16 protein-coding genes are annotated in these 21,162 nt (G+C 67.9%); 14 read left to right on the top strand and 2 right to left on the bottom strand.

The window, feature by feature from the left end; genetic code table 11:
* Nucleotides 1-62: 62 nt before the first annotated feature.
* Entirely contained in the window at nt 63-1,871 is a 1,809-nt protein-coding gene (locus NQ036_RS13830) for a hypothetical protein (RefSeq protein ID WP_257059683.1), read from the bottom strand.
* Between the two features lie 72 nt (nt 1,872-1,943).
* On the opposite strand from NQ036_RS13830, the gene NQ036_RS13825 reads away from it, so the two are divergent.
* From NQ036_RS13825 to NQ036_RS13805, 5 genes are all read left to right on the top strand, one after another.
* The gene (locus NQ036_RS13825; protein ID WP_257047539.1) at nt 1,944-2,885 is read left to right on the top strand and encodes an RNA methyltransferase; all 942 of its coding nucleotides are present in this window, start codon (nt 1,944-1,946) and stop codon (nt 2,883-2,885) included.
* Nucleotides 2,886-2,943: 58 nt separating this feature from the next.
* On the top strand, nt 2,944-3,987 hold the full coding sequence (gene pheS / locus NQ036_RS13820) for a phenylalanine--tRNA ligase subunit alpha (RefSeq protein ID WP_257047540.1): 1,044 nt from the start codon (nt 2,944-2,946) through the stop codon (nt 3,985-3,987).
* Nucleotides 3,987-6,530 (top strand): phenylalanine--tRNA ligase subunit beta, encoded by a 2,544-nt coding sequence (gene pheT, locus NQ036_RS13815; protein WP_257059681.1) that lies wholly within the window; start codon nt 3,987-3,989, stop codon nt 6,528-6,530. The genes pheS and pheT overlap by 1 nt, the downstream gene beginning before the upstream one ends.
* A complete protein-coding gene (locus NQ036_RS13810) occupies nt 6,530-7,384 on the top strand; it encodes an SDR family oxidoreductase (RefSeq protein ID WP_257047543.1) in 855 nt (284 codons plus the stop codon). Before pheT ends, NQ036_RS13810 begins: the two co-directional genes overlap by 1 nt.
* A gap of 79 nt (nt 7,385-7,463) precedes the next feature.
* Nucleotides 7,464-9,449 (top strand): AarF/ABC1/UbiB kinase family protein, encoded by a 1,986-nt coding sequence (locus NQ036_RS13805; RefSeq protein WP_257059679.1) that lies wholly within the window; start codon nt 7,464-7,466, stop codon nt 9,447-9,449.
* 42 nt (nt 9,450-9,491) lie between these two features.
* Here the strand turns inward: NQ036_RS13805 and NQ036_RS13800 are convergent, their stop codons facing one another.
* Nucleotides 9,492-10,463 (bottom strand): quinone oxidoreductase, encoded by a 972-nt coding sequence (locus tag NQ036_RS13800; protein ID WP_257059677.1) that lies wholly within the window; start codon nt 10,461-10,463, stop codon nt 9,492-9,494.
* A 99-nt stretch (nt 10,464-10,562) separates the two neighbouring features.
* On the opposite strand from NQ036_RS13800, the gene argC reads away from it, so the two are divergent.
* The 9 genes from argC (at nt 10,563) to tyrS (ending at nt 20,789) form a co-directional block, all read left to right on the top strand.
* Nucleotides 10,563-11,636 carry an N-acetyl-gamma-glutamyl-phosphate reductase gene (gene argC, locus NQ036_RS13795; protein WP_257059675.1) on the top strand — a complete coding sequence of 358 codons (1,074 nt, stop codon included), beginning with the start codon at nt 10,563-10,565 and terminating at the stop codon, nt 11,634-11,636.
* Complete coding sequence (gene argJ, locus NQ036_RS13790) at nt 11,633-12,790, top strand: bifunctional glutamate N-acetyltransferase/amino-acid acetyltransferase ArgJ (protein WP_257047547.1); 1,158 nt, start codon at nt 11,633-11,635, stop codon at nt 12,788-12,790. Before argC ends, argJ begins: the two co-directional genes overlap by 4 nt.
* A complete protein-coding gene (argB, locus tag NQ036_RS13785) occupies nt 12,787-13,746 on the top strand; it encodes an acetylglutamate kinase (protein WP_257047548.1) in 960 nt (319 codons plus the stop codon). Before argJ ends, argB begins: the two co-directional genes overlap by 4 nt.
* Before the next feature lie 40 nt (nt 13,747-13,786).
* A complete protein-coding gene (locus NQ036_RS13780; protein ID WP_257059673.1) occupies nt 13,787-15,034 on the top strand; it encodes an acetylornithine transaminase in 1,248 nt (415 codons plus the stop codon).
* A 1-nt stretch (nt 15,035) separates the two neighbouring features.
* The gene (argF, locus tag NQ036_RS13775) at nt 15,036-15,974 is read left to right on the top strand and encodes an ornithine carbamoyltransferase (RefSeq protein WP_257059671.1); all 939 of its coding nucleotides are present in this window, start codon (nt 15,036-15,038) and stop codon (nt 15,972-15,974) included.
* The gene (locus NQ036_RS13770; RefSeq protein WP_257059669.1) at nt 15,971-16,498 is read left to right on the top strand and encodes an arginine repressor; all 528 of its coding nucleotides are present in this window, start codon (nt 15,971-15,973) and stop codon (nt 16,496-16,498) included. Before argF ends, NQ036_RS13770 begins: the two co-directional genes overlap by 4 nt.
* 103 nt (nt 16,499-16,601) lie before the next feature.
* Nucleotides 16,602-17,798, top strand: a complete 1,197-nt coding sequence (locus tag NQ036_RS13765; RefSeq protein WP_257047558.1) for an argininosuccinate synthase — start codon at nt 16,602-16,604, stop codon at nt 17,796-17,798.
* A gap of 154 nt (nt 17,799-17,952) precedes the next feature.
* Nucleotides 17,953-19,371, top strand: a complete 1,419-nt coding sequence (gene argH / locus NQ036_RS13760; RefSeq protein ID WP_257047560.1) for an argininosuccinate lyase — start codon at nt 17,953-17,955, stop codon at nt 19,369-19,371.
* A gap of 131 nt (nt 19,372-19,502) precedes the next feature.
* Nucleotides 19,503-20,789, top strand: a complete 1,287-nt coding sequence (gene tyrS / locus NQ036_RS13755; protein ID WP_257047561.1) for a tyrosine--tRNA ligase — start codon at nt 19,503-19,505, stop codon at nt 20,787-20,789.
* Nucleotides 20,790-21,162: the final 373 nt, after the last annotated feature.

Below are 21,162 nucleotides of genomic sequence, written 5' to 3'. Positions count from 1 at the left end.
ACGGTTTTTCATAGGGCCGGTAGGGGAGATCCCCTACCGGCCCTTTGTGTTGCCCGCTGCCCTCAGCTGAACTGTCGTCCGAAGTAGTAGGCCTGCACATCGCCCTTGGCATTGCCGCGCAGCAGCAGGTAGATCGGACAGGACTCGGAGTCGTCCGACGTGAACGTCTTGATCTCATCGGTGACGATGCCGCAGACGGTATCGCCCGGCCGGATGTCCTGCGCGCCGAGGCCCAACAGGGTCTTGCCATTGGCGAAGTAGTAGGTGCCGGTACCGTATTCCGAGTCGTCCACGGGATTGACGACCTCGCAGCTGTCGGCTTTGACGCCGGGACCGAATTGCACCGAGCGGACGGTCGGCGCGCCCTTCTCCTGGCCGTCCCCCAACACGGAGGAGAGCGTGTCCATCTGCTCCTTCGTCGCATGCTTCGTGGCATAGTCGTCGTCGCCGGTGCGCACCGCATCGAGGAAGCGCTGCACATCCTGGACCGCCGGTTTGCGCACCTGCTTGCCCTTGATTCCCAACACCCCGTCGACCATGTGCAGACCATCGGCACCGAGTCGGTAACTGTAGCGGGCGGTCCCCGACTTCTCGCAGCCGGTGCACGAGCCGTCTCCGTAGACTCCCACCGGCACACTCAGCTGGAGGTAGTCCCCGGTGGCCTTGACGGTCTCCAAATACAGTTTGGGCGCCCAGCCAAGCAGAGCCGGGGCATCGGCTCCTGCGAACTCGACGCTGCCCAGCGGTTTGCGCTCGGCGTCGTAGACGGCCAGCGAATCATAGGTGTAGTTCCCGCCGGGGTTACAGGTGAAGACCACCGCGGCGGCGGGCCCACCCGCCACTGTCATCGGCACGACCTTGGTCACTTCGGCGGCCTGATAGTCGACCGGCGCCCCGGCCGGATGGAATCGACCGCCGGACATGGTGACCTCGGTGAAGGGTTGGTCTGCTGCCCGGCGTGCGGCCTGCTCCGGATCGAGGTCCTCCTTGTAGTCGACGAACTCCTTGCACACGCTGGGGATCTGCAGTTTCCCCTGGGCGAAGGCCTTCTTGTCCAGTCGCTGGGGCCGGTCGGCCGTGCGCTGTTCGTCCGTGACGGTCTGCTCGGTGTCACCGCCGCGCTTGGCGAAATCGTAGACGAACATCATATCGGCGACCTTGACGTAGAGCTTGCTTCCGGAGACGCTGAACGACTTGGCATCCTTGACGGTTACTCGCCAGACCTCGGTGCCCTGCGGATCGCGGCCGACGATCGTATCGCCCTCGCGCGTGATCGTGGTGTCGTCGACGGTGATGTCCTCTGTGCCGGCACCCGTGGATCCGGTGTCGTCCCCGCCCGTGGCGGTGGAGTCGCCGGTGCGCAGGTCGATCGTCACACTGCCACAGTCGAGGTGGTCCTCGGCGAGTTTGCAATCCGAACGCTTGGTGCCCTGTTTGCGGGGAATGGGCGCGATCCAGTCGGGGCTGGGCGAATCGGGTGTCAGCTTCGCCACGGCATCGGAATCCTCCCCAGCCAGGAACAGATAGCCGGAGTCCTTCTCCGGCGGGACCAGACCCGAGGGGGCTGGCACCAGTGCATAGTCCTCCAGACCCGTCGTATCGACGCGGCCGGACGCCACCGGCGGCCGGTTGAAGTCCGCGGCGCCCAGATGTCGGAACAGCACGAACCCGCCGAGAGCCAGGACGAGCACGAGCACACCGGCACCGGCTCCCAGCAGGGCCGGCCGCAGCGCGCTCCGCCGGCTACCACCGGTGTTCACCGAACCGGGTGCGCCTGTCGGCGGGTCCTGTGGTGGCAGGGGAGGAACGGGTGGGGGTGGGGCCGAGGGCATGAAGGGCGCGGTCGGTCTGGGCTGGTCTGTGTCGCTCACATCACCTGTATATCAAATCACCGAATCTCATAGCATCGCCGTCGTCCCCGTCGGGGCCGCTAGGCTTGGACCATGACTTCTGACGAACCCGTCGCCCTGTATCCCGGCCTGCGCGGACCGGTCATCACCTCCCCGCAGTCCAAGCACCTGAAGGAGGCCGCGAAGCTGCACAAGCGCAGCTGGCGCAATAAGGCCCGCCGCTTCCTGATGGAGGGACCGCAGACCATTCGCGAGGCGCTGCGCCACCAGCTCGAACTCGCACCGGCGGCCGTCACGATTCCCACCGGACGGGACAAAGAGACCGGCGAGCCGATCTTCCCCAAGGGCGCGCCGCGCGGCTCGGTGGTGGATCTGTGGATCACCGCGGAGGCCGCGGAACGCCACACGGACATCCTGGGGCTTGCCAAGCAGGCGGACGTGCGCATCCACCAGGCGACGAAGGAGGCCCTGACAGAGGTCTCCGATACGGAGCACAGCCAGGGCCTGGTCGGCGTGGCCGAGCGCTTGGACGTCCCGCTGACCGACGTGGTGACCAAACAATCCAAACTGGTCATCGTGCTCAGCCAGGTGCGGGACCCCGGCAACGCCGGCACCGTGCTGCGCGTCGCGGACGCAGCGGGTGCCGATGGCATCGTCTTCACCTCGGCCAGCGTCGACGTGTACAACCCGAAGACGGTCCGCTCGACCGCCGGCTCTCTGTTCCACACCCCGGTCGTCACCGGGGTCGGACTGCCGGAGGTCACCGAACTGGCCCGTGCCCGCGGCATGCAGGTGCTGGCCGCCGACGCCCATCAGCCCGCCCACGATCTGCACGTGCCCTGGGACACCGGGCTGGACTTGACCCGGCCCACTGTCTGGGTCTTCGGCAACGAGGCCTGGGGTCTGCCCGAGGCCGACCGGGCACAGTGCGACGCCGCCGTGGCCATCCCGATCTACGGGCGGGCCGAAAGCCTCAACCTGGCCTCGGCGGCCAGTATCTGCATCTACGAATCGGCCAAGAACGTCCGCCTCTAGGCCACCGGTAGAATGACCCCTGACTGCACATTGAACGAAATCGTGAGAAAGAAGGCCGATGTCCGAGCATCTTGATCCGCTCGACGAGGCGGGCGTCACCGCCGCGGTGGAAGCCGCGCTCGCCGCATTCGCCCAAGCCGAGTCCCTGGACGACCTGAAACAGGCCAAGATCGATCATATGGGCGATAAGGCGCCGTTGGCGCTGGCGAACCGGTCCATCGGCAAGCTGGACAAGTCGCTCAAGGCCGCCGCGGGCAAGCTGGTGGGCTCGAGCCGCGGGCGCGTCTCGAAGGCCCTGGCCGCCCGCCAGCAGCAGCTCGAGGATGAACGCGACGCCCGTGTGCTGGTCAGCGAGGCGATCGACGTCACCGCGCCCACCAACCGGACTCCCGCGGGCTCGCGCCATCCGCTCCAGCAGCTGCAGGAGCAGATCGCCGATCACTTCGTGGGCCACGGCTGGGAAGTGGCCGAGGGACCCGAGGTCGAGAACGAATGGGTCAACTTCGACTCGCTGAACTTCGGACCGGATCATCCGGCCCGGCAGATGCAGGACACCTTCTTCGTCGATCCGGCCTCGGCGGGTCTGGTGCTGCGCACCCATACCTCCCCGGTCCAGTCGCGTTCCCTGCTCAACCGCGGTGTGCCGCTGTACGTCGTGTGCCCCGGCAAGACCTTCCGGACCGATGAACTCGATGCGACCCACACCCCGGTGTTCCACCAGGTCGAGGGCATCGCGATCGACAAGGGCCTGACCATGGCCCATCTGAAGGGTACGCTCGACGAATTCGCCCGCGCGATGTTCGGCCCCGAATCCACCACGCGCCTGCGGCCCAGCTTCTTCCCATTCACCGAGCCCAGCGCGGAAATGGACTTCTGGTTCCCCAATAAGGTCGGCGGACCCGGCTGGATCGAATGGGGTGGCTGCGGCATGGTCCACCCGAACGTGTTGCGCGCCGCCGGGATCGACCCCGACGTCTACCAGGGCTTCGCGTTCGGCATGGGCATCGAACGCACCCTCATGCTCAGAGAAGGTATCAACGATATGCACGATATGGTCGAGGGCGATATCCGCTTCTCGCACACCTTCGGAGGTGTCGCCTGATGCGCGTCTCCCTGGAATGGCTCTCCGAACTCGTCGACCTTTCCGGCGTCACCGATGCCAGGGAACTGGCGGCGGAGCTGGCCGGGATCGGCCTGGAGGAAGAGGACTTCTTCGGCCCCACCGTTACAGGTCCCCTGGTCGTCGCCCGCGTGCTCACCGCAGAACCCGAGAAGCACTCGAACGGCAAGACCGTCAACTGGTGCTCCGTCGATGTGGGCGAGGACGAACCGCGCGGGATCGTCTGCGGGGCGCACAACTTCGGCCCGGGCGACCTGGTCGTGGCCTGCCTGCCGGGTGCCGTGCTGCCCGGTGACTTCGCGATCGCCGCCCGCAAGACCTACGGCCACGTCTCCGACGGGATGATCTGCTCGGCCCGTGAGCTGGGCCTGGGCGAGGACCACGACGGCATCATCCGACTGGCCGACTGGGGCCTGGACGGGACCCCCGGCGATGATGCCAAAGCGCTGCTGGGGCTGGACAACACGGTGCTCGACGTCAACATCACCCCCGACCGCGGCTACCAGCTGTCGCTGCGCGGGGTGGCCAGGGAATTCGCCCTGCTGAAGAACCAGGAGTTCGCCGACCCCGCCGCCCTGGACACCTCCGACTTGTTGGCCGCCGCCGGCACCGGCTTCCCCGTCGAATTGGCCGACGAGGCCCCGATCCACGGGGTGCCCGGCTGCGACCGCCTGACCGCTCTGCGGGTCACCGGGATCGACGCCTCCGCGCGGACCCCCTACTGGATGGTCAAGCGGCTGCTCGACGAGGGCATGCGCCCCATCTCCCTGACCGTCGACGTGACGAACTACGTCATGCTCGAACTCGGCCAGCCCCTGCACGCCTACGACACCGCGAAACTGGGCGACAAACTGGTCGTGCGCCGCGCCCGCAAGGGTGAGAAGCTGACCACGCTCGACGACGTCAAGCGGAAGCTGGACCCCGAGGACCTGCTCATCACCGATGAGGGCGGTGCCGCGGGGGATACCCGCATCATCGGCCTGGCCGGTGTGATGGGCGGTGCCGCACTCCAGGTCACCGAGCAGACCACCGACATCCTGATCGAGGCCGCGCACTTCGATGCGGTGTCGATCGCCCGGACCGCGCGACGCCACAAGCTGCCCAGTGAGGCCGCGCGCAGGTTCGAACGCGGAGTCGACCCGTTCCTGGGGCCGACTGCCGCACTGCGCTGTGCGCTGTTGCTGGTCGAACTCGGTGGCGGGACGCTGAGCCATGATGTCACCGTGGCCGGCTCCGCCCCGAGCGAAGCGGTGCTGGACTTCGCGGTGGACGCCGCGGCCAAGCGCGTGGGCGTGGCCTACACGCCGGCCCAGGTGGTATCCGCGCTCGAATCCGTGGGCTGCCGCGTCGACGGGGTGGCCGAGGCCGCACAGCCGGGCGCGCTGCTGCGCGTCACGGTGCCGGGCTGGCGCCCCGATCTGAGCGCCTCGGAGGACCTGGTCGAGGAGGTCGTTCGGGTCAACGGCTATGACCAGGTCCCCTCGATCCTGCCGCAGGCACCCGGCGGCGCCGGGCTGACGCGGGCCCAGCGGACCCGTCGTGCGGTCTCGAACCTGCTGGCGGCCGCCGGGCTGACGGAGGTCCTGACCTATCCGTTCACCTCGGACAAGCGCAGCGATGCCGAACTCATCGACGCCGCCGACCCCCGCCGGGTCAACATCCGCCTAGCCAATCCGCTGGCCGAGGACAATCCGCTCATGCGCACGCACCTGCTGGCGACCCTGCCCGATGCGCTGGCCCGCAACCTGGGCCGCGGTTTCAAGGACGTCGCCCTGTTCGAGGCCGGACTGGTCACCACGCCACAGACCACCGCCCTGGCCCAGGGACTGAGCTTCCAGCCGGGCTATCACCCCGACGATGCCGAACTCGAGGCGATCTTCGCCTCGGTCCCGGCCCAGCCGTACCACTTCGCGGGCATCATCTCCGGACACGCTGAACTGCCCGGCGTCTGGGGCAAGGGCCGGCAGGCCGGAGCCCAGGACGTCATCGAACTGGTCCACCGGATTGCGGCCCTTATCGGCGTGCGTCCGGAGGTCGCGGCCGCGGAGTACGCCCCCTACCACCCCGGCCGCTGCGCCCGCTTCACCGGGGCCACCGGCGCCGTGCTGGGCCATGCGGGCGAACTGCACCCCAAGGTGTGCGAGAACCTGGGATTGCCCGCGCGCACCGTTGCCTTCGAAATCGACCTGGACGCGCTGCTGGCGCAGCCCACTGCCCGCGATTGGCACGGGGCCCTGTCGAGCTACCCGGTGTCCAGGCAGGACGTCGCCCTGCTGGTCGACGATACGGTGACCGTGGGCCAGTTGGCAGCGGCTCTGCGCGCCGGGGCCGGGGACGAGCTCGAATCCCTTGAACTGTTCGACGTCTACACCGGCGACCAGATCGCCCAGGGCAAGAAGTCCGTGGCCTTCCGGCTGACCTTCCGCGCCCACGATCGGACGCTGACCGCTGACGAGGCCTCCGCCCTGCGCGAGGCCGCGACCGCGGTGGCCGCGCAGCGTCACGGGGCCGAGGTCCGCGGCTGATGAGCGCGCAGCAGGCAGTCGGCCGCCAGGGTACGGCCGGGACGGAACACAGTGTGGACCTGGTGCTCATCACCGGTGGGGCCAGGGGAATCGGCCGCCATCTGGCCGAGGCCTTCGCCCGCGCCGGCTACACAGTGGTGCTCACCGCCACAGATGCCACCCGGGCGCAGGCCACGGCGGCCGAACTCGCGGCCGCGGCCGGGGCACCACAGCGGGTCTTCGGCTGTGGCCTCGACGTCGCCGATCCCGGATCCGTGACGGCGCTGCGAGAATCCCTGGAGGAGATCGCCGCGCGCACCGGTACCCGGCTGCGCGTGCTGGTGAACAACGCAGGGCGCATTGAGCCGAACGCGGGCCCCGTCTGGGAAGACGACCCGGCCGACCTGCTGGCCGTCGTCGCAGCGAACGTCGCGGGCCCCCTCCTGCTGGTCAACGCCCTGGCGCCGGTGCTGCTGGCCACCGCGGCCACTACCGGGGCCCCGGCGCGCATCATCGATCTCAATTCCGGTTCCGGTGCCCAGGGCACCGTCGAATACGCTGCGTATTCGGCCTCCAAGGCCGCCCTGTTCCGCCTGGCCGATTCGGTCGAACACTACGGGCACGAGCAGGGCCTGCGGATCTTCGAAATGGCACCGGGCGTGGTGCGCACGGAGATGACCTCTGCGATGTCGGTCCACGACGGACGCAGCGAGTGGACGGACCCACAGGCGGTGGCGGACCTGGCGCTGGCCTTTGCCTCCGGAGACCTCGACGCATGGTCGGGTCGCTATGTCCGCGCGGGCCTTGACACCCCTGAATCGCTGGCGGCCGCGTCACCGCAGGCCGGGCGGCGACTGCTGCGCGTGGACATGTAGATCCTGACTCGGAATCCCCTGACCGTATGCCAGGCACCGGACGGTGCACGATCCGTGCCGGTGTGAAAGGAAGTGCCCCATGACCGTTGTGTGGACGATCGCCCTGGGCCTGCTCAATGCGGCGATCCTGGGGGTGCTGGTCCGCCGGCTGTCCCGGGTGGGCACAGGACTGGTCCGCAATGCCGTCCTGTCCCTGGTCTTCGGCATGGCACTGTGGCCCATCACCCAGGAGGCGTACCGGCTACTGCATGTGACCGATGTGCTCGATGTGCTGGACAACCAGTGGGGCCTGGCCGGCGCGATGGTCTACCTGCTGTTGTTCGGCTGGCTGGTGGCCATTCAGGTGGCCGTGCTGTTGGGACTCGAGATCGTGTGGCCCGGGGGCACCCTGGGGTCGGTCGCCCGGGGCGCCACCCGGGTGCCCGGCCGTTACCGGCGGACCAGGCGCCTGTTGGAGATCCAACGGATCCTGGTGGTCCACGGGCTGTCCAGTTATGTCCGTCCGCGCCTGCCACGGCGGATCCACGTGGATCTGGACTCGTTGGCTGCCACGCTCGCACGGGCCCTGGCCGCCTGTGGGGTCACCTTCGTCAAACTCGGTCAGTTCGCCGCCACCCGCGCCGACGCCGTGCCACCGGAATTCGTCCGCGAGTTCTCCAAGCTCCAGGCCGAGGTCCCGCCCGTGCCGTTTTCGGAGCTGGAGCCCGAACTGCTCAAATCCTGGGGCAAGCCCGTCGACGAGGTGTTCGCCTCCTTCGACCGCAGACCACTGGCGGCGGCCTCGGTGGCCCAGGTGCACACCGCAGTGCTCCACGACGGCACCCCGGTGGTGGTCAAGGTGCAGCGCCCCCGGATCCGCGGGCAGGTCCAGGCGGACTCCGATATCATCCTGACCCTGGCCGAGAGCCTGGAGGCACGGGCGGTCTGGGCGCGCCAAGTGGGCGTGTACAAACTGGCGGAGTCCTTCGTGAAGTCCCTTCGGACCGAACTGGACTACCGGGAGGAGGCCGCACAGACGATCGCGATGCGCGAGGTCACCGCGGCCTCGGGCCAGGAAGATATCGTTATCCCGCGCATCTACCCGGAGCTCTCGGGGCCCACCGTCATCGTGATGGACCGGGTGGCGGGCACCCCGCTGTCGAAGGCCCACACGGAACTGGCCACGATGCCAAGGCGGCTGCGCCGGGGTCTGGCAGAGGACCTGTTCGAACTCATCGCCAGACAGATGCTGGTCGATGGGACCTTCCACGCCGATCTGCACGGCGGCAATATCCTGATCCAGCCCGGCGGCACCATGGGGCTGATCGACTTCGGCGCGGTGGGCCGGCTGGAGGCCGGGGACCGGCAGGACATCATGATCCTGTTGGTTGCTCTGCAGACCCAGGACTCACGGGCGGCGACCTCGGCCGTGCTCGATATGCTGGGCAATCCCGCCGGCGCGAACGCCCGGATGCTGCAACGCGATATCGGCGATGTCATGCTGCGCTTCGCCACCGCCGGGCGCGGGAACTATTCCGAGTTGTTCACCCAACTGGCCAACTTCTTCGTCGTCCACGGTTTCACGATGCCAACGCCGATCGGTTCGGCCTTCCGCGCGATCAGCACGTTGGAGGGTTCGCTGAAGGTGCTCGATCCGGATCTCGACCTACTGGATATGGTGCAGGCACGCGGTGACTCCCTCCTGGCCCAGGCCAGGCGGCCGGCCGATATGGTCGACCGGGCGAAGCTCTATGCGCTGACCACGGGTACACAGCTGCTCGAACTGCCGGGGCGGGTCTCGCGTGCGGTGGCCCATCTGGAGGACGGGGAGCTCAACGTGGGCCCCACGGGGATGGACCAGTCCACTCTGGGCAGGATGATGCGGTTGCTGGGCGACTCCCTGGTGCAGACGGTGATCGCGACGGCGCTCATCATCGGCGGGATCATGCTGATGGCCGCCGATATCGGGCCGACCCTGTCCAGTGAGCTCAAGATCTTCACGTACTTCGGCTCCTGGCTGCTGTTGACCGGAGCGATCCTGGCCGAACGCGTCGTCGCCCCGGCGATGACCCGCCGAAGCGGCTGAGCGGCGCGCGGATCATCGGCCGCGGCGCTCAGCCGGCCCCACTCAGGGCAGGAGCACGACCTTACCGGTGGTCTTCCGACCCTCCAGAGCACGGTGGGCGTCAGCGGCCTCGGCCAGGGGGAAGGTCGCTCCCACCCGGAAGTCCAGCCAGCCCTCGTTCAGCCCGGCGAAGACCATATCACTGCGCTCCTGCAACTCCTCCGGGGTCCGGGCGAACCACTGCAGTGAGGGCCGTGACAGGAAGATGCCACCACCGGAGTTCAAGCGTTGGATGTCGAATGGCGGCACGGCGCCCGAGGCGGCTCCGAAGAGCACCATGGAACCGCGCGGCCTGAGGCTGGCCAAAGAGGCGTCGAAGGTGTCCTTGCCGACCCCGTCGTAGGCGACGTCGACCCCGGCGCCGTCGGTCAGGTCCATAACGGTCGCGGTGATGTCGACATCCGGGCCGTAGAGGAACACCTCATCGGCGCCGGCTGCCCGCGCCAGGTCCGCCTTCTGCCGGGTGGAGACCGTGCCGATCACCCGGCCTCCCAGGTGCTTGACGAACTGGGTCAGCAGCAGGCCGACACCGCCGGCGGCGGCATGGATCAGCGCGGTCTGGCCCGGTTCGATCCGGTGGGAGCCGGTGGCCAGATACTGGGCGGTCAGACCCTGCAGGGGGATCGCCGCGGCGGTCGGGAAGTCGACTCCGTCCGGTACCGGCAGCAGGGACTTCTCGGCGACCACGACGCGGGTGGCATAGGAGCCGGGGGCGTCGTGCCAGGCCACCGCATCGCCCACGGCCACGGTGCTCACGCCCTCACCCAGGGCGGCCACCGTGCCCGCGCCCTCGGAGCCGACGATGTGGGGGAAGGGCATGGGGTACATGCCGCCGCGGCGGTAGGTGTCGATGAAGTTCACGCCTGCGGCGCGGACGTCGACGAGGACCTGGCCGGGGCCTGGCACGGGATCGGGCAGTTCGTTGTAGGCGAGTACTTCGGGCCCGCCCTGGCGCATCGCCTGGATTGCGAACATGGGTGCTCCTTCGAGTCGGTTTGCGGATCGATTCGGACCGCGGGACGGTGAACCGTCACGCTAGTGCATAAAGTTTAAACATCATGTATCGTTATGCACATGTCCGATTTCAGTGTTGCAGTCTCCGGGGCCACCGGGTACGCAGGCGGGGAAATGCTCCGGCTGCTCGACGGCCATCCATCCCTTCACGTTACAACGCTCACCGGCAATTCGTCCGTCGGTCACACTTTGGGGGAGTACCAGCCCCATTTGGTCCGATATGCGGACATGGTCATCGAGCCGTCCACGGCCGAGGTCCTGGCGGGCCACGACATCGTCGTCCTGGCCCTGCCACACGGGGAGTCCGGCAAGATCGCGGCGGAACTCGAAGCCGCCTCGCCCGCCACCCTCATCCTCGACCTGGCGGCGGACCACCGCCTGGTCAGCGCAGCGGCCTGGGAGAAGTTCTACAAATCCGAACACCAGGGCACCTGGACCTATGGCCTGCCCGAACTCATGCTGCCCGGCGGCCGCAAGCAGCGCGCGCTCCTGCCCGGTGCCAAGCGGATCGCAGTACCCGGGTGCAATGTCACGGCGATCACCCTGGCCCTCCAGCCCCTGGTCGCAGTCGGGCTGATCGACCACACCCAGCTGCACGCGGTGCTGGCCAATGGCGTCTCCGGCGCCGGCAAGTCGCTCAAACCGCACCTGCTGGCAGCGGAGATCCTGGGCGACGCCAGCCCGTACGGCACAGCCGGGACCCACCGGCACGTCCCGGAGATCGAGCAGAACCTGGCCGCGGTGCTGGGCCAGACTCCGGACGAAACCGACGTGCGGATCTCCTTCACCCCCACGCTGATTCCGGCGGCCCGCGGAATTCTGGCCACCTGCCAGGCGCCGCTGACCCCCGGGACAGACCCCGCGACGATCGCCGCGGCCTTCCATGCCGCCTACGACGATGAGCTCTTCATCCGGCTGCTGCCTCACGGCCAGTGGCCGCACATCTCGGCGGCGGTCGGCTCGAACACCGCGCATCTGCAGTTCGCCATCGATGAGCGCGCCGGCACCGTCCTGGTGTGCGCAGCCATCGACAACCTGGTCCGCGGCACCGCCGGCCAGGCACTGCAATCGGCCCAGCTGAGCCTCGGGCTGCCCGAAGACCTCTCAATCCCAGTTCAAGGAGTTGCACCGTGAGCGTCACCTATCCGCAGGGCTTCAGCGCCGCAGGCGCTACCGCGGGCCTCAAGCCCAGTGGCAAACCCGACCTGACCGTCATCGCCAACACCGGCCCCTCCGATGCCGTCGCCGCGGTCTTCACCTCCAACCGCTGCCAGGCCAACCCCGTGCTGTGGAGCCGCCAGGCCGCAGCCGACGGCAGGGCCCGCGCGGTCGTCCTCAACTCCGGCGGCGCCAACTGCTTCACCGGGCCCTTCGGCTTCGAGACCACCCACGCCACAGCGGAAACCGCCGCCGGGCTGTTGGACGTCGCGGCAGGCGATGTGCTGGTGTGCTCGACGGGGCTGATCGGTGTGGGCGGGCAGGACTTCCGCGATAAGATCCTGGGCGCGCTGCCCGGCCTGGTCGCGGACCTGGCGGAAACCTCGCAGGCCGGACAGGACGCCGCCGAGGCGATCATGACCACCGATACCGTGCCCAAGACCATCGGCTACGAAGGCACCGGCTTCCGGATCGGCGGGATCGCCAAGGGAGCGGGAATGCTGGCGCCGGCCCTGGCCACCATGCTCGTCGTCCTGACCACGGACGCGGATCTGGACTCGGAGGAACTCGATGCGGCGCTGCGCAGTGCCACGGACGCCAGCTTCGACAGGCTCGACACCGACGGGTGCATGTCGACCAACGACACCGTGATCCTGATGAGCTCCGGGCTGGGCGCCAAGCCCGATCCCGAGGAATTCGCGGAGCTGCTGCGCCAGGCCTGCGTCGACCTGGCCCGCCAGCTGCATGTGGACGCGGAGGGCGCCCACCATGATGTGGCGATCACCACCAGGGGGGCGGCCAGCGAGGCCGAAGCGGTCACCGTATCCCGCGCGGTCGCGCGCTCGAACCTGTTCAAGGCCGCGATCTTCGGCGAGGACCCCAACTGGGGCCGCGTGGTCGCCCAGGTCGGCACCACGGACGCCACCTTCGAACCCGATGCCATCGACGTGACGATCAACGGCATCATGGTCTGCCAGGGATCCACCCCGCACGCCGACCCGGCTACAGTCGTCTTCGGCCGCGAGGTGACCGTCGACATCGACTTGCACGCAGGCGGGGCCGCTGCCACGGTGTGGACCTCGGACCTGACCCATGACTACGTCGAAGAGAACAGCGCCTACTCATCATGAACGACACGCCGCGCGGTAGCCGCGCACACCAGCACCTGAGCCCCGCCCAGCGCCTGGCCGTGGCCCAGTCCAAGGCGGAGGTCCTGACCGAGGCCCTGCCCTGGATCAAGACCTTCAAGGGCGCCACGATCGTCATCAAGTACGGCGGCAATGCAATGGTCTCCCCGGAACTGCAGCAGGCCTTCGCCGATGACATCGCCTTCTTCCGCTTCGCCGGGCTGCGGCCCATCGTCGTCCACGGCGGCGGCCCGCAGATCAACACGATGCTGGAGCGCCTGGGCATCGAAAGCGAATTCATCGCCGGCCAGCGCTACACCTCCGAGGAGGCCGCCGAGGTCGTGCGCATGGTGCTCTCGGGCCAGGTCAACCGCGATATCGTCGCGCGCATCAATATGAACGGCGATGCGGCGGTGGGCCTGTCCGGCGAGGACGGCGACCTGCTGCTGGCCACGCCCAGTTCCGTGACGGTCGACGGCCAACAGGTCGCCCTGGGCCGGGTGGGGGAGATCCGCCGGGTCAACGTCGAGCTGCTCAACGAGCTGCTGGACGCCGGGCGCGTACCGGTGGTGTGCTCGATCGCGGTGGAACTCGGCGGGCCAGCGGGTAAACCGCTGAACATCAACGCGGACCTGGCCGCGGCCCAGATCGCCAAGTATGTGGGCGCCGACAAGCTCATCATGCTCACCGACGTCCCCGGCCTGTACCGCGACTGGCCCGATCGCGACTCGCTCATCTCGCGCATCGCACCGGAGGAGCTGCGGGAACTGCTGCCCCGCCTCGACTCCGGCATGATCCCCAAGATGACCGCCGCGCTGGACGCGGTGGACAACGGTGTGGGCCAGGCTCACATCATCGACGGGCGCACCGCGCACTCGCTGCTGCTCGAGGTCTTCACCGACGAGGGCATCGGAACCCTGGTGCAGTACCCGGACTTCGTGCCGCGCTCCGTCGGCTGACCCCGTTTCTCCCCACCACTCACGAATGTTAGAAGGAATCATGGCTGATCAGACCCAGCCCCAGACCACCGCCACCGGCTGGCGGACCGCCCACGAACACTCCATTCTGCCCGCCATCGGACGGCCCCAGCTCCTGCTCGACCACGGTCGCGGGGCCCATGTGTGGGACTCCGACGGGAAGGAGTACATTGATCTGTTGGCCGGCATCGCGGTCAACGCCCTGGGCCACGCACATCCGGACTACGTCGCCGCCGTATCCCATCAGGTGGCCACGTTGGCGCAGATCTCGAACTACTTCGCCTCGGAGCCGCAGATCCACCTGGCCACGCGGATCCTCGAACACGCGAAGGCGCCCGAGGGTTCGGCAGTCTACTTCGCCAACTCCGGTTCGGAGGCCAATGAGACGGCGCTGAAGATGTCGCGCCGGGTCGCCGGTGGCACCCGGACCAAGGTGATCGCCGTCGAGGGCTCCTTCCACGGCCGGACCATGGGGTCCCTGGCGCTGACGAGCAATCCGAAGTATCGCGAGCCCTTCACCCCCGGCGTGCCCGGTGTCGTCTTCGTGCCCTTCGGTGACATCGCCGCCCTCGAGGCGGAGATCGACGATACGACTGCGGCGATGTTCATCGAACCGATCCAGGGCGAGGGCGGGGTGCGCAACCACCCGCAGGGCTATCTCACGGCGGCACGCGAACTGACCAGGGCCCACGGCGCCCTGCTCGTCCTCGACGAGGTGCAGACCGGGATGGGCCGGTGCGGCGCCTGGTTCGCACACCAGCACCCGCTGATCGGCGAGGGGGTGGTGCCCGACATCATGACCCTGGCCAAGGGTCTGGGCGGCGGGCTGCCGATTGGGGCCACCGTGACCTTCGGGTCCGAGGTGACGAACCTGCTGGTGCCCGGCCAGCACGGCTCGACATATTCGGGCAACCCGGTCGTCACCGCGGCCGGCAATGCCGTCTTCGACGTGTTCGAACGCGACGGCCTGGTGGGCCGCGCCGAAGCCGTTGGCCAGGAATTCGCCGATGCCCTGGCGAAGGTCGACGGCGTGGTCGCGGTGAGCGGGGCGGGCCTGCTGCGCGCCTTCGAGGTCGCGGACCTGGATTCCCACGACGTGGTCGACGCCGCCCTGGCCACCGGCTACATCACCAATGCCGTCACCCCCAGCAAGGTGCGCCTGGCCCCACCCCTGATCATCGACGACGCCGATCTGATGGCGTTCGTGGACGATCTGCCGGGTATCCTGGCCGCTGCGCAGAAATCCGCGCCCACCCCCACGGAGGCATGATATGACCCGCCACTTCCTCAAGGACACCGACCTGAGCCCGGCCGAATTGGTCGAGGTGCTCGACCTGGCCCAGGCGATGAAGGCCGACCCCTACGCGTTCAAGCCCCTGGCCGGGCCGCAGACCGTCGCGATCATCTTCGACAAGACCTCGACGCGCACCCGCGTGTCCTTCGCCGCAGGAGTCGCAGCCCTGGGCGGCAATCCGCTCATCATCAACCCGGGCGAATCGCAGCTGGGCCACAAGGAGTCCATCGAGGACTCCGCACAGGTGTTCAGCCGGATGGTCTCGGCGATCGTCTGGCGCACCTATGAGCAGTCGGGCCTGGAACGGATGGCCGCCTCCGGCAGCGTGCCGGTGATCAACGCGCTGTCCGACGACTACCACCCCTGCCAGCTGCTGGCCGATCTGCTGACGATCCGCGAACACCGCGGCAACGACTCCGCCTCCGGCGTGGCAGGACTGACGCTGAGCTACTACGGCGACGGCGCGAACAATATGGCCCATTCCTATGCCCTGGCCGGGGTCAATGCCGGGATGCACGTGCGCATCGCCGCTCCGACCGGCCACCAGCCCGCCGCATCCGTGGTCGCAGAGGCCCATGCGCTGGCCCGCGTCACCGGCGGCTCGCTGATGATCACCGACGACCCCGTCGCGGCCGCACAGGACGCCGATGTGCTGGTGACCGATACCTGGGTCTCGATGGGCCAGGACCACGCCGGCCGCGACGATGAGGACTCACCGTTCACCAAGTACCAGGTGACCGAGGAACTGATGGCGCTGGGCCACGAGCCGATCTTCCTGCACTGCCTGCCGGCCTACCGTGGCAAAGAGGTGGCTGCCGAGGTCATCGACGGCCCGGCCTCGGTCGTGTTCGATGAGGCGGAGAACCGCCTGCACGCGCAGAAGGCGCTGCTGGCCTGGCTGGTGGAGCGGGCTTGAGCGCGCATCCCGCGGCCGGTCGGATGGCGGCCGTGACCACCAAGGCCGCCAGGCAGGCGAAGATCACGGAGCTGATCCGCACCCGGCAGGTGCGCTCGCAGACGGAGCTGGCCGGCCTGTTGGCCGAAGCCGGCTTCGAGGTCACCCAGGCCACGCTCTCGCGCGACCTGGTGGGCCTCGGCGCGGTCAAGGTCCGCACCCGGGCCGGCGCCGTCTACGCGGTCCCTGGAGAGGGTGGGGACTCCTCCCTGCAGCAGGGCCTGGGCGCCGAGGTCTTCGACGCCCGGCTGGGCCGCCTGCTGGAGGACCTGTTGGTCTCAGCGGTGCACTCGGGCAATATGGTGATTCTGCGCACCCCGCCGGGGGCCGCGCAGTATCTGGCCTCGGCAATGGACCACGCCAGGCTGCCCGATGTGATGGGCACGATCGCCGGCGATGACACCGTCCTGGTCATCACCTTCTCCGCCGACGGGGGGCCGAAGCTGGCCGCCGCGCTGTTGGAGCAGGCGGGAATCTCCGGCTGATCGGTCGGGTGTTCGGCCGGGCCCGACGCAGATCACAGTGCCGGCACTATGATGAATAGACATTCATGGGTTAGTATTTTAATAAATCACGAAGGAGAGTTTCATGACTGAACGCGTCGTACTGGCGTACTCCGGGGGCCTCGACACCTCGGTCGCCATCGGTTGGATCAAGGAAGCGACGGGCATGGACGTCATCGCCATGGCCGTGGACGTGGGCCAGGGGGGCGAGGACCTGGAGACCGTTCGCCAGCGCGCCATGGACTGCGGTGCTGTCGAGGCCGTCGTCGCCGACGCCCGCGATGAGTTCGCCAACGAGTACTGCATGGCGGGCCTGAAGGCCAACACCATGTACATGGACGCCTACCCGAACGTCTCGGCCCTGTCCCGTCCGCTCATCGCCAAGCACCTGGTCGCCACCGCGCTGAAGTACGGTGCGACGACGGTGGCCCATGGCTGCACGGGCAAGGGCAACGACCAGGTCCGCTTCGAAGTCGCGATCACCTCGCTGGCCCCGCATCTGAAGTGCCTGGCCCCGGTGCGCGACCTGGCGCTGACGCGTGAAGCCGCGATCGAATACGCGGAGCGGAACAACCTGCCGATCGTCACGACGAAGTCGAACCCCTTCTCGATCGACCAGAACGTGTGGGGTCGCGCCGTGGAGACCGGATTCCTCGAGGACATCTGGAACTCCCCGACGAAGGACGTCTACGACTACACCGACGATCCGGGATTCCCGCCGCCGGCCGACGAAGTCCAGATCACCTTCGAAAAGGGCATCCCGGTGGCCATCGACGGTGCGAAGGTCACCCCGCTGCAGGCCATCGAACAGCTCAACCAGCGTGCCGGCGCACAGGGGATCGGACGCATCGACATCGTCGAGGACCGCCTGGTCGGCATCAAGAGCCGCGAGGTCTACGAAGCGCCGGGCGCGATCGCGCTGATCACCGCGCACCGCGAACTGGAGAACGTCACTCTGGAACGCGAACAGGCCCGGTTCAAGAAGTTCGTCGACCAGCGGTGGACCGAAGTGGTCTACGACGGGCAGTGGTTCTCCGAGCTGCGGGAATCCCTGGACGCCTTCATCGAGGACACCCAGGACCACGTCTCCGGCACCATCCGCATGGTCATGCACGGTGGTACGGCAGTCGTCACCGGGCGCAAGTCCGAGCACTCGCTCTACGACTTCAACCTGGCGACCTACGATGAGGGCCAGTCCTTCGACCAGTCCGCCGCCCGTGGCTTCATCGACATCTACGGCCTGTCCTCGAAGCAGGCCACCGCGCGCAACCAGAAGTTCTGAGCGCAGCGGGCCGGTCCGGTGGATGATCCGGACCGGCCGCACCCGGACCCAGGCCGTAAGCTGAGGGCGAAAGCCTCCCGCTTGCGGCCTGGGCCGTATCCGGGGAACACGCATCAACCGACGTATCCGCTACATACGAAGAAGTGAGGAACCCGTGTCCGAACGGATCAGCCTGTGGGGTGGGCGCTTCGCCGACGGCCCCGCCGACGCCCTGGCCAAACTCTCGAAGTCGACCCAGTTCGACTGGCGCCTGGCCGACTACGATATCGCGGGCTCCCGTGCCCACGCCCGCGTGCTGGCGTCCGCCGGCCTGCTCGACGAGACGGAACTGGCCGGTATGCTGGCGGCCCTCGACGAACTCCAGGCACGGGTGGACTCCGGGGACTTCGTGGCACAGGAATCCGATGAGGACGTGCACTCGGCGCTGGAACGCGGCCTGCTGGAGATCGCCGGCGCCGAGCTCGGCGGCAAACTGCGCGCCGGCCGCTCCCGCAACGACCAGATCGCCACCCTGGGCCGGATGTACCTGCGCGACCACGCCCGCAGCCTGGCCGGCCTGGTGCTCGACGTGACCGAGGCGCTTCTCGAGCAGGCGGCCGCACACCCCGAAGCGGCGATGCCGGGGCGCACCCACCTGCAGCACGCCCAGCCGATCCTGCTGGCCCACCAGCTCCTGGCACATGTCTGGCCGTTGCTGCGCGATGTGGACCGGCTGACCGACTTCGATCGCCGTGCCGCGGTCTCGCCCTATGGTTCCGGTGCTCTGGCCGGGTCCTCGCTGGGCCTCGACCCACAGGCGGTGGCCGCCGAACTGGGCTTCGCTGACTCGGTGGAGAATTCGATCGACGGCACGGCCTCCCGCGATGTGTTCGCCGAATTCCTCTTCGACCTGGCAATGCTGGGCGTGGACCTGTCCCGGCTGTCGGAGGAGGTCATCCTGTGGGCGACCAAGGAATTCGGCTTCGTCACCCTGGACGACCGTTTCTCCACCGGTTCGTCGATCATGCCGCAGAAGAAGAACCCCGATGTCGCCGAACTCACGCGCGGCAAGTCCGGGCGCATCATCGGTGATCTGACCGGCCTGCTGACCACCCTCAAGGGCCTGCCGCTGGCGTACAACCGGGACCTGCAGGAAGACAAGGAGCCGGTGTTCGATGCGGTGGACACCCTGGAGCTGCTGCTGCCGGCCTTCGGTGGCATGGTCGCCACTCTGACCTTCAACACCGAGAGGATGGAGTATCTGGCCCCGCGCGGATTCGCCCTGGCCACGGATATCGCCGAATGGTTGGTCCGGCAGGGAGTTCCTTTCCGGGTGGCCCATGAGCTCTCCGGTGCCTGTGTCAAGCTGGCCGAGTCCCGTGACCAGGAACTGTGGGATCTCACCGACGAGGACTTCGCCGGTATCTCGGAACACCTGACCGGTGAGGTCCGCAGCGTGCTGTCGACCCACGGCTCGATCGACTCGCGCAGTTCCAAGGGTGGCACCGCGCGCTCGGCCGTGGCAGGGCAGCTCGAGCACGCCAGGGCCGAGGTCGCGCGGCTGCGCGCCTTCGCGAACACGCCGACCCGCTGAATCGGCGGGAACGGGGCACTCTGGAACACCGCCGCCGAGGTCCCGGCCGGGACCTCGGCGGCGGTGCGCCGCTAGAATCAAGGGTGCCGAGCCTTGTCGTTCGGCGCTCATGCACATATGAAAGGGAAACAGTGACCGACATCCTCAGCGATTTTCGCAGGCGCGAACTCGTCGCACAGACCACCGACGAAGAGGCCCTGGGCAATGCCCTGGCGAACGAATCCCTGACCTTCTATGTCGGTTTCGATCCCACCGCGCCCAGCCTGCACATGGGCAATCTGGTGCAGATCCTCACGGCCCGCAGGCTGCAGGACGCCGGGCACAACCCGTTGGCACTGGTCGGCGGGGCGACCGGCCTGATCGGCGATCCGCGACTGACCTCCGAGCGCACTCTGAACCCGCGCGACGTCGTCGAGGGCTGGGTTGAGCGGATCCGCGGCCAGATCGAGCGCTTCCTGGACTTCGAGGGCCCGCATGCCGCCCGGATGGTCAACAACTACGACTGGACCGGCGAGGTCAACGTGCTGGACTTCCTGCGGGAAGTCGGCAAGCACTTCTCCGTCAACCGGATGCTGGCCAAGGAGGCCGTCGCGGCGCGGCTCAAGAGCGATTCCGGGATCTCGTTCACCGAATTCTCCTACCAGCTGCTGCAGGGCAATGACTACCTCGAACTGCACAAGCGCTATGGGGCCAGCCTGCAGACCGGAGGTTCGGACCAGTGGGGCAACCTGACCGCCGGCATCGACCTGATCCGGCGGGTGACCGGTGATAGCGTACACGCGATGTCGACCCGGTTGATCACAAAGGCAGACGGCACCAAGTTCGGCAAGACCGAATCCGGCACGGTCTGGCTGGATCCGGAATTGACCAGCCCATACGCCTTCAGCCAGTTCTGGCTCAACGCGGCAGACGCCGATGCGCCGGGCTACCTCAAGGTGTTCTCGCTGCGTCCGATGGACGAGATCGACGCGATCATCGAGGAATTCCAAGCCGCCCCGCACAAGCGCCTGGTGCAGAAGACCCTGGCACAGGACGTCACGACCCTGGTCCACGGCCCTGAGCAGACCGCGCAGGCCTTCGCCGCGGCCGATGCGCTGTTCGGGGGAGGAGACCTGGGCGAGCTGGCGCCGGCCACCGTGGCGTCCGCCACCGCGGACCTGCCGACAGCGCAGTTCGACGCTGCTGCCCTGGCCGCCGGCATCTCGGTCGTGGATGCCTTCGCGGCCTCCGGCATCGTCAAGTCCAAGGGCGATGCCCGCAAGGCCATCCAGCAGGGCGGCGCCTACATCAACAACACGAAGGTCGCCGAGGCGGATGCCGTGCTGCGTGCCGAGGATCTGCTGGAGGCGGCCGGTGCGGGTGTGGCGGTGCTGCGGCGCGGCAAGAAGACCTTGGGAGCCGTGCGCGTGACCCGCTGATCCGCTGCTCCGGGCATGGGGCCCGCCGGCGTACTGAGGACGATTGCGTCCCCATATGCCGGCGGGCCCCGATGCTTGTAGCACGGATCACTCTGGTTCGGGTTGCGGCCGGGTTGCGAGTCGTGTAATGTTTTCTCTTGTCGCCAGGACAGCCCAGCGGGTTCGCGGGGCCGGAAATCCCGGCGGCAGTGAACATAATCGAGCATCCCTTCGCGGTGACTCCTCTTGTGATTGCCTGTGTTTCATGGGTGGTTGTCGGGGTTGGCCAGTGTGGGTGTGTGCCTGTTGTTTGAGAACTCAATAGCGTACTTGAATAGTTTTTTTCGTGATGCCAGAACTAAGTAGTACATATTTTCTGGCTGAAAATAATAAT

It is taken from the genome of Brevibacterium sp. 91QC2O2, assembly GCF_024580695.1.
Classification (GTDB): Bacteria; Actinomycetota; Actinomycetes; order Actinomycetales; family Brevibacteriaceae; genus Brevibacterium; species Brevibacterium moorei.
This window is presented reverse-complemented; position numbering and strand designations above follow the sequence as displayed.